The sequence below is a fragment of the Erwinia billingiae Eb661 genome, from assembly GCF_000196615.1.
GTDB classification, from domain to species: Bacteria; Pseudomonadota; Gammaproteobacteria; order Enterobacterales; family Enterobacteriaceae; genus Erwinia; species Erwinia billingiae.
The window spans coordinates 2,142,330-2,158,899 of sequence record NC_014306.1; the positions used below are offsets into that span (position 1 = coordinate 2,142,330).

13 protein-coding genes and 1 other RNA gene are annotated in these 16,570 nt (G+C 53.8%); 9 read left to right on the forward strand and 5 right to left on the reverse strand.

Features of this window, described 5'->3' with window-relative positions; all coding sequences use genetic code 11:
- Positions 1 to 3: 3 nt before the first annotated feature.
- A complete protein-coding gene (locus EBC_RS11280) occupies positions 4 to 1,050 on the reverse strand; it encodes a 3-deoxy-7-phosphoheptulonate synthase (protein ID WP_013201915.1) in 1,047 nt (348 codons plus the stop codon).
- Positions 1,051 to 1,181: 131 nt separating this feature from the next.
- Positions 1,182 to 2,015, reverse strand: a complete 834-nt coding sequence (gene ppsR / locus EBC_RS11285; protein WP_013201916.1) for a posphoenolpyruvate synthetase regulatory kinase/phosphorylase PpsR — start codon at positions 2,013 to 2,015, stop codon at positions 1,182 to 1,184.
- A gap of 472 nt (positions 2,016 to 2,487) precedes the next feature.
- On the opposite strand from ppsR, the gene ppsA reads away from it, so the two are divergent.
- On the forward strand, positions 2,488 to 4,869 hold the full coding sequence (gene ppsA / locus EBC_RS11290) for a phosphoenolpyruvate synthase (RefSeq protein ID WP_013201917.1): 2,382 nt from the start codon (positions 2,488 to 2,490) through the stop codon (positions 4,867 to 4,869).
- Positions 4,870 to 4,928: 59 nt separating this feature from the next.
- On the opposite strand, the gene rprA is transcribed toward ppsA, so the two are convergent.
- Both rprA and ydiK read right to left on the reverse strand, forming a co-directional pair.
- Positions 4,929 to 5,038: antisense sRNA RprA (rprA, locus tag EBC_RS24805), an RNA gene on the reverse strand.
- Positions 5,039 to 5,295: 257 nt separating this feature from the next.
- Positions 5,296 to 6,417 carry an AI-2E family transporter YdiK gene (ydiK, locus tag EBC_RS11295; RefSeq protein ID WP_041692286.1) on the reverse strand — a complete coding sequence of 374 codons (1,122 nt, stop codon included), beginning with the start codon at positions 6,415 to 6,417 and terminating at the stop codon, positions 5,296 to 5,298.
- Between the two features lie 223 nt (positions 6,418 to 6,640).
- Here ydiK and ydiJ point away from each other — a divergent pair, with 223 nt between their 5' ends.
- Both ydiJ and EBC_RS11305 read left to right on the forward strand, forming a co-directional pair.
- On the forward strand, positions 6,641 to 9,697 hold the full coding sequence (gene ydiJ / locus EBC_RS11300) for a D-2-hydroxyglutarate dehydrogenase YdiJ (protein WP_013201919.1): 3,057 nt from the start codon (positions 6,641 to 6,643) through the stop codon (positions 9,695 to 9,697).
- Positions 9,694 to 10,125 (forward strand): hotdog fold thioesterase, encoded by a 432-nt coding sequence (locus tag EBC_RS11305; RefSeq protein WP_013201920.1) that lies wholly within the window; start codon positions 9,694 to 9,696, stop codon positions 10,123 to 10,125. The genes ydiJ and EBC_RS11305 overlap by 4 nt, the downstream gene beginning before the upstream one ends.
- Before the next feature lie 36 nt (positions 10,126 to 10,161).
- Here EBC_RS11305 and EBC_RS11310 read toward each other — a convergent pair whose 3' ends face one another.
- On the reverse strand, positions 10,162 to 10,566 hold the full coding sequence (locus EBC_RS11310; protein WP_013201921.1) for a hypothetical protein: 405 nt from the start codon (positions 10,564 to 10,566) through the stop codon (positions 10,162 to 10,164).
- Between the two features lie 390 nt (positions 10,567 to 10,956).
- Here EBC_RS11310 and sufA point away from each other — a divergent pair, with 390 nt between their 5' ends.
- The 6 genes from sufA to sufE are packed head-to-tail and all read left to right on the forward strand — an operon-like array spanning position 10,957 to position 16,555.
- A complete protein-coding gene (gene sufA, locus EBC_RS11315; protein WP_013201922.1) occupies positions 10,957 to 11,331 on the forward strand; it encodes a Fe-S cluster assembly scaffold SufA in 375 nt (124 codons plus the stop codon).
- Between the two features lie 5 nt (positions 11,332 to 11,336).
- On the forward strand, positions 11,337 to 12,830 hold the full coding sequence (gene sufB / locus EBC_RS11320) for a Fe-S cluster assembly protein SufB (RefSeq protein WP_013201923.1): 1,494 nt from the start codon (positions 11,337 to 11,339) through the stop codon (positions 12,828 to 12,830).
- A 57-nt stretch (positions 12,831 to 12,887) separates the two neighbouring features.
- A complete protein-coding gene (sufC, locus tag EBC_RS11325; protein ID WP_013201924.1) occupies positions 12,888 to 13,634 on the forward strand; it encodes a Fe-S cluster assembly ATPase SufC in 747 nt (248 codons plus the stop codon).
- The gene (gene sufD, locus EBC_RS11330; RefSeq protein WP_041691994.1) at positions 13,609 to 14,889 is read left to right on the forward strand and encodes a Fe-S cluster assembly protein SufD; all 1,281 of its coding nucleotides are present in this window, start codon (positions 13,609 to 13,611) and stop codon (positions 14,887 to 14,889) included. The genes sufC and sufD overlap by 26 nt, the downstream gene beginning before the upstream one ends.
- A complete protein-coding gene (sufS, locus tag EBC_RS11335) occupies positions 14,886 to 16,106 on the forward strand; it encodes a cysteine desulfurase SufS (RefSeq protein WP_013201926.1) in 1,221 nt (406 codons plus the stop codon). The genes sufD and sufS overlap by 4 nt, the downstream gene beginning before the upstream one ends.
- 26 nt (positions 16,107 to 16,132) lie before the next feature.
- On the forward strand, positions 16,133 to 16,555 hold the full coding sequence (sufE, locus tag EBC_RS11340) for a cysteine desulfuration protein SufE (protein ID WP_013201927.1): 423 nt from the start codon (positions 16,133 to 16,135) through the stop codon (positions 16,553 to 16,555).
- The last annotated feature ends 15 nt before the right edge of the window (positions 16,556 to 16,570 follow it).

The window sequence follows — 16,570 nt, forward strand, 5'->3', positions numbered from 1 at the left end:
CCCTCAGAAGCGAGCATCCACCGCCGCAGCCAGATGCGCCAGCACGGCTTCGCTGTCTTCCCAGTTCAGGCACGGGTCGGTAATCGACTGGCCGTACACCAGCGGTTTGCCGGACTCAACCTTCTGCGTACCCTCCTGCAGGAAGCTTTCAATCATCACGCCGGCTATGGCCCGCGAGCCCTCACGGATCTGCTGTGCGACCGACGTTGACACCTCTTTTTGCAGGCGATGCTGCTTCAGGCAGTTGCCATGGCTAAAGTCGATTACCAGCTGCTCCGGCAGTTTGAACTCACGCAGGCTGGCTGCGGCCGCTGCAATATCTTCCGCATGATAGTTCGGCTGTTTACCGCCACGCATAATGACATGGCCGGAAGGATTGCCGCTGGTCTGGTAGATGGTCATCTGACCATGCTTGTCCGGCGACAGGAACATATGGCTGGCTCTTGCGGCGCGGATCGCATCTACGGCAATCTGAATATTGCCATCGGTGCCATTTTTAAACCCGACCGGGCAGGAGAGGGCTGATGCCATTTCGCGGTGGATCTGGCTCTCTGTGGTACGGGCCCCAATGGCACCCCAGCTGATCAGGTCAGCGATAAACTGCCCAACCACCATATCGAGGAACTCGGTGGCGGTCGGCATGCCTAACGCATTGATGTCCAGCAGCAGTTTGCGGGCAATCTCCAGACCGTGATTCACGCGGAAACTGCCATCCAGATCCGGGTCAGAAATCAATCCTTTCCAGCCGACAACGGTACGCGGTTTTTCAAAATAGGTGCGCATAACGATTTCAAGGCGCGACTGGTGCTTCTCACGCAGTACACACAGCCTGCGGGCGTAATCGACCGCCGCTTCGGGATCGTGCAGGGAACATGGGCCAATCACCACCAGCAGACGAGGATCTTCGCCGGAGAGAATACGGGCAATACGCTTACGGGAGTCGGTGACGTTGGCTGCGATGGCCGGGGTGATCGGGTGCCGTTTTGCCAGTTCATCAGGCGTAATCAGGCTCTCGATGCGCGCGGTCCGCAGTTCATCTGTTTTGTTCATAACCATCTCTAAATTTTTTTCTTCGCAGCGGCAGGAGTACCGGGAAGTGATGGCGATCACAATAAACCAACCAGCGATGATTTCAACCGCAAACGCCCGCTAATCGGGCGTAACGCGATAAATATCACTAATTAATACATCCGGCGGGTCAGTCCCATGATGTCGAGGATCTTGGTAGCGATCTCTTCCACCGAGTAATTGGTACTGTTGAGGTAACGAATTTGGGTGGTGCGGAACAGCGCCTCAACTTCGCCCACTTCAAGGCGACACTGACGCATCGAGGCGTAATGGGTGTTTTCCGCCCGTTCCTGACGGATGGCGGCCAGACGCTCCGGATCGATGGTCAGCCCAAAACACTTATTCTGAAAAGGCTTCAACGCAGGGGGCAACTTCAGGTTATCCATATCATCGGCGATAAAAGGATAGTTGGCGGCGCGGATACCAAACTGCATCGCCAGGTAAAGGCTGGTGGGGGTCTTACCGCAGCGCGAAACGCCCAGTAAAATTACCTGAGCATCTTCCAGCCCACGCAGGGAAATCCCGTCATCATGCGCGAGGGTATAATCTATCGCGGCAATACGGGCATCGTATTTGCCCAGGTTATTGGCCGTCAGGCCGTGGGTACGATTGGCGACCGGCGCGGGCGCAATGCCCAACTCCTGCTGCAAAGGCGCCACCAGCGACTGGACGATGTCCTGACAGAAACCGTCGCTTTGCAGAATGATCTCCCTGACCTCCGGCGTCACGATAGAAATAAACACCAGAGGACGTACGCCGCTTTTCAGGTATAAGGCATTGATCTGTGCCTTGACCGCCTGCGCGCGCTGCACATTCTCCACAAACGGCAGGGTTACGCTGTTGATCCCGACCGGAAACTGGGACAGCACCGCATGTCCAAGCACTTCAGCCGTAATCGCTGTGCCATCTGAAATATAAAAAACACTTCTCTCGCTGTTCACGTCCATTTTATCTCCGTTCGCTGTGCATCATTTCAGACTAAATTAATCCAGCCTGTGAAAGCAAATAGTGATGTTGCCTGCAAAATAAAATAAACGCTCCATAAGTTAATGATATGAACTTTTTATTTTTATAAACTGAGATTAAGGCGAAAAAAAGCCAATTTATGAAATGACGTTCCCTTTTATTATTCATAAAAATAGCCCTTAGTTAAAAAAGCATTCTAATTCTTCATCAAGTTTTGTTGCGCAACCCGTTTACTCTGATAAAGATAAAACTGTGAGCAGGCGACTGAAAGATAAAGACTTATCTTATTCCCTTCGTTGCGCAACGCCGCAAAACAGCGCGGAGTTTTCTTAAAATGACATTTTTAATCCGCTTGATCGATTCAACAGTTTCTTTCCAACACCGGAATGTGCCAGGCTCAAAACGCACTACTCTGTCCTCATATTATTCATTAATCTTAAAAGGATTGTTTCAATGTCCAATAAAGGCGAACTGCCGCTTGTGCTCTGGTATAACCAGCTTGGCATGAACGATGTTGATCGGGTGGGTGGCAAAAATGCTTCCCTGGGTGAAATGATTACTAATTTGTCCTCGCTCGGCGTTTCTGTACCGAACGGCTTTGCGACGACCTCAGATGCATTCAATCAGTTCCTCGATCAAAGCGGCGTCAATCAGCGTATCTACGATCTGCTGGATAAGACCGATATTGATGATATTGATGAACTGGGAAAAGCGGGTAAGCAAATCCGCCAGTGGATTGTCGAAACACCTTTCCAGCCCGCGCTGGAACAGGCCGTACGTGAAGCCTACGAGCAGCTCTCCTCCGATGATGCGGAAGCTTCATTCGCGGTGCGTTCTTCCGCCACGGCAGAAGATATGCCGGACGCCTCCTTCGCCGGCCAACAGGAAACCTTCCTTAACGTGCAGGGCTTCGATGCCGTGCTGATTGCCATTAAGCATGTTTATGCTTCCCTGTTTAACGACCGCGCCATCTCTTACCGCGTGCATCAGGGCTACGACCATCGTGGCGTGGCGCTGTCTGCCGGTGTTCAGCGTATGGTGCGTTCAGATCTGGGTTCTGCAGGCGTGATGTTCACCATTGATACCGAATCTGGTTTCGACCAGGTGGTATTTATCACTGCGGCTTATGGCCTCGGTGAAATGGTGGTGCAGGGCGCGGTTAACCCCGACGAATTCTATGTGCACAAACCGACGCTGGCTGCCGGCCGGCCGGCGATTGTCCGTCGTAACATGGGATCCAAAAAAATCCGCATGGTTTATGCCGACTCTCAAGAGCACGGTGAGCAGGTGCGAATTGAGGATGTGCCTGAAGAAGAGCGCGATCGCTTCAGCCTGACCAGTGAAGAGATTGAAGCCTTAGCCACCCAGGCGATGCTGATCGAGAAGCACTATCAGCGTCCGATGGACATTGAGTGGGCGAAGGATGGCCATACCGGCAAACTGTTTATCGTACAGGCACGTCCGGAAACCGTCCGTTCCAACGGCCAGGTGATGGAACGCTATACGCTGCAGGGCAAAGGTACGGTGGTGGTGGAAGGACGTGCAATCGGCCATCGCATCGGTGCCGGTGAAGTCAAAGTCATTCACGACATCAGCGAAATGAACCGCATTGAGAAAGGTGACGTGCTGGTTACCGACATGACCGACCCGGATTGGGAACCGATCATGAAAAAAGCCTCGGCGATTGTCACTAACCGTGGCGGACGTACCTGCCACGCGGCGATCATCGCCCGTGAGCTGGGTATTCCTGCGGTGGTCGGTTGCGGCAACGCGACGGATATTCTTAAGGATGGCCACAAGGTCACGGTTTCCTGTTCTGAAGGGGATACCGGCTACGTCTATAACGATCTGCTGGACTTTGAAGTGAAGAGTTCACAGGTTGATGAGCTGCCGAAGCTGCCGCTGAAAATCATGATGAACGTCGGCAATCCCGATCGTGCTTTCGACTTTGCCTGCCTGCCGAATGAAGGCGTGGGCCTCGCTCGTCTGGAATTCATCATTAACCGCATGATTGGAGTGCATCCTAAAGCGCTGCTGGAGTTTGACCAGCAAACGCCGGAACTGCAGAAGCAAATCCGCTCGATGATGAAAGGCTTCGACGATCCGGTTGAGTTCTATATTGCGCGTCTGACTGAAGGGATCTCCACCCTGGGCGCCGCCTTCTCACCGAAGCGCGTCATCGTACGGTTGTCCGATTTCAAAACCAACGAATACGCAAACCTGGTGGGCGGCGAGCGCTACGAGCCGGAAGAGGAAAACCCGATGCTCGGCTTCCGTGGTGCAGGTCGCTACGTGGCAGACAGCTTCCGTGACTGCTTCGCGCTGGAATGCGCAGCCGTAAAACGCGTGCGTAACGATATGGGACTGACCAACGTTGAAATCATGGTGCCGTTCGTCCGTACCGTCGCGCAGGCTAAAGCTGTTGTCGAGGAGTTAGAGCGTCAAGGCCTGAAGCGCGGCGAGAATGGACTCAAGCTAATCATGATGTGCGAGATCCCGTCCAATGCGCTGCTGGCTGAACAGTTCCTGCAATACTTCGACGGCTTCTCGATTGGCTCGAACGATATGACTCAGCTGACGCTGGGACTGGACAGAGACTCCGGCGTGGTGTCTGCACTGTTTGACGAGCGTGATGAAGCGGTTAAAGCCTTGCTTTCAATGGCCATCCGTGCGGCGAAAAAAGAAGGGAAATACGTGGGTATCTGCGGACAAGGTCCATCCGATCATGAAGACTTTGCAGCGTGGCTAATGGATGAGGGAATCGACAGTTTATCTCTTAACCCAGATACGGTGGTTCAGACCTGGTTAAGCCTGGCGGAAATACCGAAAAAGTAGCAGATTTCGCTGTAATAACCCCGAAGGCCAGTTTATCTGGCCTTTTTGCTTTTCTACAGGCAAAAAAAAGCCCATCACATGGGATGGGCAAAGACTACACACAGCAATTCTTTAGTTTACTCAGGGGAAAAAGGTTGTTTAGAAATCAGCGGTTTGATCATAAACATGTCATTCATACTATTCAGCCGGGCAGGGGGAGTCATTAAGAATCCTCTTATTAGTTTAAAACCCATAACCTTTTGTGACAGATCCCGGGTGACATCGTCTGGGAAACTGTATATCTGGTAATCAATTACCAGGTGTTATCAGCTAAAAGGGTGAAAAATGCGCTTTTCTGGTAAAAAACCCTAATCAAAGTGAATTAAGACGTGACGCACATTTTTTTAATTACGAAAGCGGCCAGGCAAGCTGGCCGCAGAGGAAGGATTATTTTGCGCTGTGTTCGTGTTCGATCTCTGCCAGTTCTTCAACCACTTCAAGCGGGTCATCTTCCGGCGCCGGCGCTTCATGCACCCAGACCGACACCAGACGATAAGAGACGGCCAGCACCACCGGACCGATAAACAGGCCAATCATGCCAAAGGCAATCAGCCCACCAATCACGCCTGAAAGGATCAGGATCATCGGCAAATCCGCGCCCATGCGGATGAGCATCGGTCGCAGCACGTTATCCAGCGTGCCAACCACACAACTCCAGATCAGCAGCACCGTTCCCCAGGTGGTATCACCTGTCCAGTACAGCCAGACAATCGCCGGAATTAACACCACCAGCGGACCCAGCTGAACCAGGCAGGAGAGGATCATCACTACCGTCAGCACGGTAGCATAAGGAATGCCTGATATCGCCAGACCAATACCGCCCAGCAAGCCCTGGACCAGCGCGGTGACCACTACGCCCAGCGCCACGGCGCGGATCGCCTGACCGGCCAGCAGTACCGCCGCATCACCCCGACGTGAGGCCAGGCGGAAGGCGAAATGACGTATGCCATGACCCACCTGTTCACCCCGGGCATAGAGCAACACGCTGAACAGCAGCATCAGACCGAGGTGCATCATAAAGCGGCCAAAATGCCCGGCCTGCGCAAACAGGAAGCCACTGGTGCGGCCGATATAAGGCTGCACTTTGGTCATCATCGCGCTGCCGCCGCCCTGCACCAGGTTGTGATAGGCGGAAAACAGCTTTCTGCCGACCAGCGGAATGCTGTTCATCCAGTGCATGTCGGGGAGTTGAATGTGCCCGGCAGAGGCCCAGGCGATCACCGGCCCGCTGCTGTCAATCAGGCTGTTGACCAGCACCGATACCGGCAGCACAAACAGCAGGATCAGCAGCAGCGTCATGGCAATCACCGCCAGCGAGCGTCGGCCCCACAGCAGGCCCTGCAGTTTGATCATCAATGGCCAGGTGGCAATCACCACCATACTGGCCCAGGCAAAGCCCAGCACGAAGGGCTGAACCACCCAAAAACAGGCCACAATCATCAAAATGATAAACATCAGCGAGAAGACGATTTGCGGCAAATCCCAGCCTTTTTTTTGCACGTTCTTTATGGTTGACACGGTAACCTCAGCGAGAAAAACAGACGGGATACTCCCGGAAGACCCCTTGTCTCCCCGAACATCCCTTAGCATGATGCATTAAACGCATTTTCGACAGAAACGGCACGCGATTCTTTTCAGCTATATTGTTGAGATCGCGACAGGTCATAAAAAAATGTGATAAAAACAGAGTCAGCAATAGCAATCGTTTACCCAACATTCTGGTCACCCGATAATGATCCCACAGATTTCCCAAGCGCCAGGCCTCGTTCAACTGGTGCTGAATTTTTTGCAGGCGTTAGAGCAGCAGGGTTTTAACGGCGATACAGCCACCAGCTATGCCGACCGTCTTACCATGTCCACCGACAACAGCATCTATCAGCTCCTTCCTGATGCGGTTCTCTTCCCCCGTTCCACGGCCGATGTGGCGCTAATTGCCCGCCTGGCGGGTGAAGAACGCTTCCACAGCCTGGTGTTTACTCCCAGGGGCGGCGGAACCGGCACTAACGGGCAATCCCTGAATCAGGGGATCGTGGTCGATATGTCCCGCCATATGAACCGCATCCTTGAGATCAATGTGGAACAGGGTTGGGTCAAGGTTGAAGCTGGCGTCATTAAAGATCAGCTCAATGCTTACCTGAAACCCTTTGGCTATTTTTTCTCACCTGAACTCTCAACCAGCAACCGCGCCACCTTAGGTGGGATGATCAATACCGATGCGTCGGGACAGGGATCGCTGGTGTACGGCAAAACCTCGGATCACGTAACAGGCCTGAGAGCGGTGTTACTGGGCGGCGATATTCTCGACACCCGCAGTATTCCCGTAGCGCTTGCTGAAACGTTGGCGAAAGAACAGAGCAACGAAGGCCGCATTTACCGCACCATTCTCGAACGCTGCCGCGATCGTCACCAGAACATCATTGATAACTTCCCGAAACTGAACCGTTTCCTGACCGGCTACGATTTACGTCATGTGGTCAGCGACGATCTTCAGCATGTCGACCTGACGCGGATCCTGTGCGGCGCCGAAGGCACGCTGGCCTTTATTACCGAAGCGCGGCTGGATATCACGCCGATCCCGAAAGTTCGCCGTCTGGTGAATATCAAGTACGACTCGTTTGACTCTGCACTGCGCAGTGCACCTTTTATGGTTGAAGCCAAAGCGTTGTCGGTCGAAACCGTCGATTCAAAAGTGTTGAATCTGGCGCGTGAAGATATCGTCTGGCATTCGGTAAGCGAGTTGATTACCGATGTGCCCGACCAGGAGATGCTCGGCCTGAATATTGTCGAGTTTGCCGGTGACGATAAGGTATTGATCGACAGCCAGCTTGAGTCACTTTGTCAGCGACTGGATGGCTTGATCAGCAATCGCCAGGCGGGCGTGATTGGCTATCAGCTGTGCGACGATCTTGACGGCATTGAGCGCATCTACGCGATGCGTAAAAAAGCGGTCGGCCTGCTGGGCAATGCCAAAGGCCGCGCCAAGCCGATCCCGTTTGTGGAAGATACCTGTGTTCCGCCGCAGCATCTGGCTGACTACATCGTGGAGTTCCGTGCGCTGCTGGACGGCCATAACCTGAGTTACGGCATGTTTGGCCACGTGGATGCGGGTGTGCTGCATGTGCGTCCAGCGCTGGACATGTGTGACCCTCAACAAGAGATGCTGATGAAGCAAATCTCTGATGAAGTGGTCGAGCTGACGGCTCGCTATGGCGGGCTGCTGTGGGGAGAACACGGCAAGGGCTTTCGCGCACAGTACAGCCCGGAATTCTTTGGCGAAGAGCTGTTTAACGATCTTCGCCACATCAAGGCGGTGTTCGATCCGGCTAACCGGCTCAATCCGGGTAAAATCTGTGCGCCAATAGGCGTCGACGAGCCAATGATGAGAGTGGATGCCACCAAGCGCGGCACTTACGATCGTCAAATCCCGATCGCTGTCCGTAGCGACTGGCGCGGTGCCATGGAGTGTAACGGCAACGGACTTTGCTTTAACTTTGATGTGCGCAGCCCTATGTGCCCATCGATGAAAATCACCGGCAACCGCATTCATTCTCCCAAAGGTCGCGCAACCTTAACCCGTGAATGGCTGCGGCTGCTGGCGGAGCAGGGCGTTGATCCGCTGGAGCTGGAAAAGCGTCTGCCGGAAGCCAAAGTTACCCTGCGGGGAATGATTGAGCGCACCCGCAACAGTTGGTACGCGCGCCGTGGCGAATATGACTTCTCCCATGAGGTTAAAGAAGCCATGTCCGGTTGCCTGGCCTGTAAGGCCTGTTCCACGCAGTGCCCCATCAAAATTGATGTGCCGGGCTTCCGCTCACGCTTCCTGCAGCTCTATCACACACGTTATCTGCGTCCGGCCAGTGATTATCTGGTTGGCACCGTGGAGAGCTACGCGCCGCTGATGGCCAAAGCGCCGAAATTCTTTAACTTCTTCCTGCGCCAGCCGCTGGTGCGGGAGATGAGTAAACGCCATGTGGGCATGGTCGATCTGCCTTTGCTCTCCTCGCCGAACCTGAAAAAGCAGCTCGCGGGTCAGCCAGCCATCAGCACCACGCTGGAATCGCTGGAAGCGATGAGTCCGGCGGATCGCGAGCGCCATGTGCTGGTGGTACAGGATCCGTTTACCAGCTATTACGAAGCGCAGCTGGTAACAGACTTCGTCAAGCTTATCAGCAAGCTGGGTTACAAACCGGTGGTGCTGCCTTTCTCACCGAACGGAAAAGCGCAGCATGTGAAAGGTTTCCTGCAGAGTTTTGCGCGAACCGCCAGGAAAACCGCCGATTTCCTCAATCGCGTGGCAAAACTGGAGCTGCCGCTGGTTGGTGTCGATCCGGCGCTGGTGTTGTGCTATCGCGATGAGTACAAAGAGATCCTGAAAGATCGGCGTGGTGACTTCCACGTGCAGCTGGTGCATGAGTGGCTGCAACAGGCGCTTCCGCCTCAGGACGTCAAGCCTGGCAATCAGGAGGCCTGGTATCTGTTTGGCCACTGTACTGAAGTGACGGCATTGCCTGCATCGACCAAACAATGGGAAGGGATTTTTGCCCGTTTCGGCGCGAAGCTGGAAAACATCAGCGTCGGCTGCTGTGGCATGGCGGGAACCTACGGTCACGAAAGCAAAAATTTGGAAAACTCGCTGGGCATTTACGAGCTTTCGTGGCATCAGGCGCTGCAAAAACTGCCTCGCCAACGCTGTCTGGCCACCGGCTACTCCTGCCGCAGCCAGGTGAAGCGTGTGGAAGGCAACGGCATGCGTCATCCCTTACAGGCGTTACTGGAGTTAATCCGATGACAATCTGGAAGCGTGAATTCACCCTGGAGCAGCTTAACCAGCGCAGCCAGGACACGCTGGTGGCGCATCTGGGCATCGTCTTCACCGCGGTGGATAAGCAGACGTTGACGGCGACAATGCCGGTGGATGCCCGCACGCGTCAGCCTTTTGGCCTGTTACACGGCGGCGCGTCCGCCGTGTTGGCAGAGACCCTGGGTTCGATGGCGGGCTATCTCTGTACCGAAGGCGATGATCGTATCGTTGGACTGGAAATTAACGCCAATCATCTGCGCTCAGTGCGTGAAGGAGAGGTGAGGGGAGTTTGCCGCGCACTGCACCTGGGACGTCGTCACCAGGTCTGGCAGATTGAGGTTTATGACCTGCAGCAGCGCCTGTGCTGCAGCTCCAGGCTCACTACCACGGTGATATCAGCCAGCGCAAAAGAGTGATATACTTCCGGGCCTTTAAAATCGCGCCCGGACGCCTCACAGTATCCAGGATGCGTGCTTAACGAATTCGCTTTGCAGTTTGGTGGCTTTATCCCATTCGCCGCTCATTGCCAGTTGATGGCACAAGCGGGTAAGCGAGTGTCGGGCTAGCTGCCAGGCTTGCATACGGAACAACCTGTCACGTTCGGCGTTTCCCAACTCCTGAACCAGGCGATGGTGAAGTTTTCCCATGGCATGCAGGTAGCTGTGGTCGTCGCCGTTAAGCTGGCAAAGTTCGGCCATATCCAGGCAGGTATCATTGAATTTGCGCAGTTGTTCGAGGGTGCATTCCGGACGGTCTACTTTGGCTTGTGCCATGTAGTAATCGACGGTGATATCACGAACGGAATATTTGTATTCGTCAATCTTGTGTTGCAGCCAGGCACTTATCGACAGATTCATTTTAGGGCTCACTCGTTAATGATAATCATTATCATAGAGTAACTGGTGTATAATTCAACGTCACCGTAAGAAATTTTTATCGATAAATGCGGCCTCTCAGATAAATTGGTCATAACGATAATTGGCGACGCTGAAAGAGTTAAAATGAGTATTATTCCCGTTTAGCGTAAACGCGCCTGGATTTACTGACTTGTTTTCAATGTGTTACCATTACGTTAAATCGACGCGTGACGCAGATCGCAATCCTTCTTACAGGGTCTAAACTGAATAAAGAGGGCTAAAAAACCCCATTTGGCCTTAATCCCTGCAAAACAAGAGGTTGAAGCGATATTCATTATCACTAACATAGGGGCATTAGCCTTAACGGCTATCGACTCACGAGGTAATGTTATGCCATCAGCAACTACGGCTTCTTTTTCTCCCGACGACTACGTCTGGAAGGGACTGACCATCACTGACAGCGCCGCAAAACAGATCATTGTGCTGGCAGCCGATGATGCGCAAGTGAAGGGCTTAAAGCTCGGCGTGAAAACGTCTGGCTGCGCCGGTTTTGGCTACACCATGGATATGGTGAAAGAGCCTGCCGACGACGATTTGGTCTTTACCCATCAGGGCGCGCATCTGTATGTGCCTCTGCAGGCTATGCCTTTCATCGACGGTACCGAAGTAGATTTCGTTCGTGAAGGTCTGAACCAGATTTTCAAATTTAATAATCCTAAAGCTCAACACGCCTGTGGCTGTGGTGAGAGCTTTGGCGTTGAGTAAAACTTATGTCCCGAAACACTGATACATCGGATGATGTGCAGGTCTGGGAAGGAAACCATCAGAAGTACAAAGAAGGTTTCTTCACTCAGCTGCAAACCGAAGAATTTGAAAACGGCATCAACGAAGACGTTGTGCGCGCGATTTCTGCCAAGCGTAACGAGCCAGAGTGGATGCTTGAATTCCGCCTGAAGGCGTTTGCTGCCTGGTTGGAAATGGAAGAGCCGCACTGGCTGAAGGCGAACTACAAATCGCTGGATTACCAGGATTACAGCTACTACTCCGCGCCATCGTGCGGCAACTGTGATGACAGCTGTGCTTCCGAGCCTGGCGCCCAGCAGACTTCCGGTGCGACGCCTGCTAACTACCTGACTGAAGAAGTGGAGAACGCCTTTAAGCAGCTTGGCGTCCCGGTTCGTGAAGGTCAGGAAGTGGCTGTTGATGCGATTTTTGACTCGGTATCGGTTTCCACAACCTATCGTGGCAAGCTGGCAGAGCAGGGGATTATCTTCTGTTCCTTCGGCGAAGCGATCCACGATCACCCGGAACTGGTTAAACAGTATCTGGGCACCGTGGTTCCTGCTAACGACAACTTCTTTGCTGCGCTGAACTCCGCGGTGGCTTCCGACGGTACTTTTGTGTACATCCCGAAAGGCGTCCGTTGTCCGATGGAGCTGTCGACCTATTTCCGCATCAACGCGGCGAAAACCGGTCAGTTCGAGCGCACCATCCTGATCGCCGATGAAGGCAGCTACGTCAGCTACATCGAAGGCTGTTCAGCGCCGGTTCGCGACACCTATCAGCTGCACGCGGCCGTTGTTGAAGTCATCATTCATAAAGATGCTGAAGTGAAGTACTCCACCGTGCAGAACTGGTTCTCCGGCGGCGAGTCTGAAGGCGGTATCCTGAACTTCGTTACCAAGCGCGCGCTGTGTGAAGGTGAGAACAGCAAGATGTCCTGGACGCAGTCTGAAACCGGCTCGGCGATCACCTGGAAATACCCAAGTGTGATCCTGCGTGGTGACAACTCGGTCGGTGAATTCTTCTCTGTGGCGCTGACCAGCGGTCATCAGCAGGCGGATACCGGCACCAAGATGATCCACATCGGCAAGAACACCAAGTCGACCATCATCTCTAAAGGTATTTCAGCGGGCAAAAGCCAGAACACTTACCGTGGTCTGGTGAAAATCATGCCGACGGCAACCAATGCCCGTAACTTCACCCAGTGTGACTCGATGCTGATTGGTGCTGACTGTGGCGCGCATACCTTCCCGTATGTGGAAGTGCGTAACAACACGGCACAGCTGGAGCATGAGGCGACGACGTCAAGAATTGGTGAAGATCAGATGTTCTACTGCCTGCAGCGTGGCATCAGTGAAGATGACGCAATTTCGATGATTGTGAACGGCTTCTGTAAAGACGTCTTCTCCGAACTGCCGCTGGAATTCGCGGTGGAAGCGCAGAAACTGCTGGCGATCAGCCTTGAACACAGCGTGGGCTAAGCCCCCGCGCTAACGGTCATTCAGCGCAGTGCCGGACAGCACTGCCAGGGAAACACTATGTTAAGTATTAAAGATTTACAGGTTAGCATTGAAGATAAAGAGATCCTGCGCGGGCTGGACCTCGAGGTGAAAGCGGGTGAAGTTCACGCGATCATGGGCCCAAACGGTTCAGGTAAAAGTACGCTGTCTGCCACGCTGGCGGGCCGCGAAGAGTACGAAATCACCGGTGGTTCGGTCAGCTTTAAAGGCAAAGACCTGCTGGAACTCTCCCCTGAAGATCGCGCTGGCGAAGGCATCTTTATGGCTTTCCAGTACCCGGTTGAGATCCCAGGCGTCAGCAACCAGTTCTTCCTGCAGACGGCCGTCAACTCAGTGCGCAAATACCGCGATCAGGATGCGCTGGACCGTTTTGATTTCCAGGACTTCATCGAAGACAAAATTCAGCTGCTGAAAATGCCTGAAGATTTGCTGACCCGTTCAGTAAACGTCGGCTTCTCCGGCGGTGAGAAAAAACGTAACGACATTCTGCAGATGGCGGCTCTGGAACCTGAGCTGTGCATTCTGGATGAAACCGACTCCGGTCTGGATATCGATGCCCTGAAAACCGTTGCCAACGGCGTGAACACGCTGCGTGATGGCAAGCGTGCCTTCATCATCGTCACTCACTATCAGCGTATCCTGGATTACATCAAGCCTGACTTCGTCCACGTGCTGTATCAGGGCAAGATTGTGAAGTCTGGTGACTTCTCGCTGGTGAAACAACTCGAGGAGCAAGGCTATGGCTGGCTTACCGACCAGGAATAGTGACAATGCCCTCCAGCAGTGGCATCACATGTTTGAAACGCAGAGCGCTAACCGTTCCCTGCAGGCGCAGCAGCACTGGCAGCAGGTGCTGCGTTTAGGCCTGCCTACGCGCAAGCAGGAAAACTGGAAATACACCCCGCTGGAAGGCTTGTTCGACCATCAGTTTGCGGCACCAACAGCGGCTGACGTGACGGCAGAGCAGGTTAAAGCCCTGGCGCTGGATATTGACGCGATCAAAATGGTCTTCGTTGATGGCCGCTTCAATGCCGCCTTAAGCGACAGCGAATTCGATCTGTTTAACGTTCAGGTGACGGATTCAGCGCAACGTCGCGAATTAAGCGCACCTGTGCAAGCGGAAGTGTTCCTGCATTTGACCGAAAGCCTGGCGGAAGAGGTGACGTCAATTCACCTTGCCCGTGGCAAATCGGCCGCACGTGCGCTGTATATGCTGCACATCAGCAGCAGCGCGCAGGCAGAAATGAGCACCTCGCATTACCGTCATCATCTGCAGTTAGATGAAGGCGCGGAAGCGACCATTATTGAGCACTACGTCAGCCTGAACGAAGCCAGTCATTTCACCGGCGCACGCTTCACCGCTAACGTTGCGAAAAACGCCCAGCTGAAGCATTACAAACTGGCGTTTGAACATAACAGCAGCTATCACTTCTCGCACAACGATCTGGTGATTGAGCGTGACGCGAATGTGAAAAGCCACAGCTTCCTGCTGGGCGCGGGCCTGACTCGCCACAACACCAGCGTTCAGCTGAACGGTGAGGGTACCGATTTGGGTATCAACAGCCTGATGTTGCCAGTAGACAAAGAAGTTTGCGACAGCCGCACTTACCTTGAGCATAACAAAGGTCATTGCCAGAGCCGTCAGCTGCACAAAACCATCGTGCGTGATAAAGCCCGTGCGGTGTTTAACGGCATGATTAAAGTGGCGAAGCACGCGCTGAAAACCGACGGACAGATGACCAACAACAACCTGTTGCTGGGCCGCCTGGCCGAAGTGGATACCAAGCCTCAGCTGGAAATCTACGCGGATGACGTGAAGTGTAGCCATGGTGCAACCATTGGTCGTATTGACGATGAGCAGATGTTCTACCTTCGTGCCCGCGGGATTAACGAAGAGTCTGCCCAGCGCATGATTATCTACGCCTTTGCCGCCGAACTGACTGAAGCCATTACGGATGAGGTGCTGAAAGAAGCGGTGATGCAACGTATTGCTCAGCGTTTCCCTGGAGGCCTTCAATGAGTTTTGACCTGGCACGCGTCCGGGCTGAATTTCCGGTTCTGTCGCGAGAAGTGAATGGCCAGCCTCTGGCCTATCTCGACAGCGCCGCAAGCGCCCAGAAGCCGCAAGCAGTGATCGATGCTGAAAGCCATTTTTATCAACATGGCTATGCCGCTGTGCACCGGGGTATTCATACCCTGAGTGCAGAAGCGACCACCGAAATGGAAAACGTCCGCATTCAGGCGGCACGTTTCCTTAATGCTGCTTCGCCAGAAGAGATTGTCTTTGTTAAAGGCACCACTGAGGCAATCAATCTGGTTGCCAGCAGCTGGGGCGGAAGTCAGTTACAGGCGGGTGACAACATCATCATCACCGCGATGGAACACCATGCCAATATCGTTCCGTGGCAGATGGTGGCCCAGCGTACCGGTGCTGAAATCCGTTTTATCCCGCTGACCGACACCGGTGAGCTGGATCTCTCGGCGCTGCCAGGTCTGATCGACAGCCGCACGCGCATGCTGGCTCTGACTCAGGTGTCTAACGTGCTTGGCACGGTAAACCCGGTGAAAGAGATTATCGCGCAGGCGAAAGCCGCAGGCGTGGCGACGCTGGTCGATGGTGCTCAGGCGATAATGCATGAGACCATCGATGTGCAGGATCTCGGCTGTGATTTTTATGCCTTCTCCGGGCATAAAATTTATGGACCGTCCGGCATCGGCATCCTGTATGGGCGTAAAGCCATGCTGGATCAGATGCCACCCTGGGAAGGCGGCGGATCGATGATTGCCAACGTCAGCCTGACTGAAGGGACCACCTATAACGCGGCACCATGGCGTTTTGAAGCCGGTTCACCGAACACCGGTGGCATTATCGGCCTGGGCGCTGCGTTAAAATGGGTAACCGATCTGGGTCTGGACGTTATCCAGGAGCGTGAGCAGTCGCTGATGCGTTATGCCCTCGACAAGCTGGCTTCGGTTCCCGATTTGGTGATTTACGGTCCGCAGCAGCGTGCAGGCGTCATCGCCTTCAATCTGGGACAGCATCATGCCTACGATGTCGGTAGCTTCCTCGATCAGTACGGTATTGCTATCCGCACTGGCCACCACTGCGCCATGCCGCTGATGACCCATTACGGCGTGCCGGCGATGTGTCGTGCTTCTTTCGTGCTGTATAACAGCGAAGAAGAAGCCGACCGCCTGGCGGCAGGACTGACACGTATACACCGTCTGTTGGGCTGATTGCCCGGCGGCTTTCGGAGGAACGAATGGCAACCTTGCCAGAGAAAGAAAAACTGGTTCGCAACTTTTCCCGCTGTGCGAACTGGGAAGAGAAGTATCTGTACGTCATTGAATTAGGCGCGATGTTGCCAGAATTGTCTGAATCATTGCATCAGCCGGAAAACACCATTTCTGGCTGTCAGAGTCAGGTGTGGATCCTGATGAGCACCGATGACAGCGGTCGTGTTCAGTTACATGGTGACAGCGATGCAGCGATCGTTAAAGGATTGATTGCGGTGGTCTTTATTCTGTATCAGCAGATGACACCCGCAGAAATTCTGGCCTTTGATGTGCGTCCCTTTTTCGAACAGCTGGCGTTAGCTCAGCACCTTACGCCTTCCCGTTCTCAGGGACTGGAAGCGATGATCCGCGCTATTCGCCAAAAAGCTCAGGTTCTCAGCCAGGGCTAACTTGCTACACTTCTC